1 pseudogene is annotated in these 931 nt (G+C 46.4%); it reads left to right on the top strand.

The annotated features are described in order from the left end of the window. Positions 1–513 precede the first annotated feature (513 nt). Positions 514–931: pseudogene (locus EP237_RS22880) on the top strand (Hint domain-containing protein); the annotation flags it as partial.

The raw sequence follows: 931 nt of genomic DNA, 5'->3' as shown, positions 1-931 counted from the left end.
TGGGGGTCGCTGTGCAAGCGGCCCCCTTTGTTTTGTCGTGTCTCAGAAACGTTATGGGGTAAGGCATCATAGACCAAGGGTGACGAGATTTTTGTGATATTAGTAATGGCTGACCCTGGTAGCAAATAAGAGGCTCGGTGCCATGTTTTGCTGTGTTGACGCTCATTTTTAATCGTGCATTCATTTTACAAAGATGATTGCAGAAAAGTAAGGACTTCAACATTGCTCACGACATGCACAGTGACGGATGTGTGGAAAGTGATTCGAACAAGAGTCCGCGGCTGGGCGCGGACGTATATTGTATGTATTCTAAAGTATATAATATTTATTTCCTTAGAATATAGAACTCGCTGTCAAGACGATTTGCAACCATGCCGGTCTCAGAAAAAATATCGGAATATCAAGCTGTTGAGTTGAGACGCGTCTTCGGAGTTCCATGAGTGTTGCGTTTAGCCAAGCACCTGCTATCGAATTTTTCATAAGCGATCTTGGACAGTCATAAACGGGGATAACATGCCACCTGTTGCTTATCAAAACTTTCAATTTTATGGCCCAATTGACCTGAGCACGGGCGAACTCGGTGAATACGGCACTTACAGTTCATCGCTCTATGTGTGGGAGAAGGACGGAAATTACGATGGGTCGACCGCCATCGGTGGAGTGTTGGGAGTTGGCGGCGGAACTTTCTCTGGAGGATCGTCGCCCTCAACAGTTTATTTACGCGGAGTCACGCCGAATGGTATCGTAATTAGTTTTTCACCAACTGCAACAACGGGGTTTTTATATTCAACTGTTGCATATGCGGCTTATCAAAACATTTCATCTAATATCAACACCACCGATCCTTACACCTACTGCTTCCTCTCCGGTACGATGATCGCGACCCCGCGTGGTGACGTGCCCGTCGAGTATCTGAACATCGGGGATGAGG

The sequence above is a fragment of the Nioella ostreopsis genome (assembly GCF_004000255.1).
In the GTDB taxonomy this organism is placed as follows: Bacteria; Pseudomonadota; Alphaproteobacteria; order Rhodobacterales; family Rhodobacteraceae; genus Nioella; species Nioella ostreopsis.
Note: the sequence above shows the minus strand (reverse complement) of the source record. Positions and strands in the feature narration are given on the sequence as shown.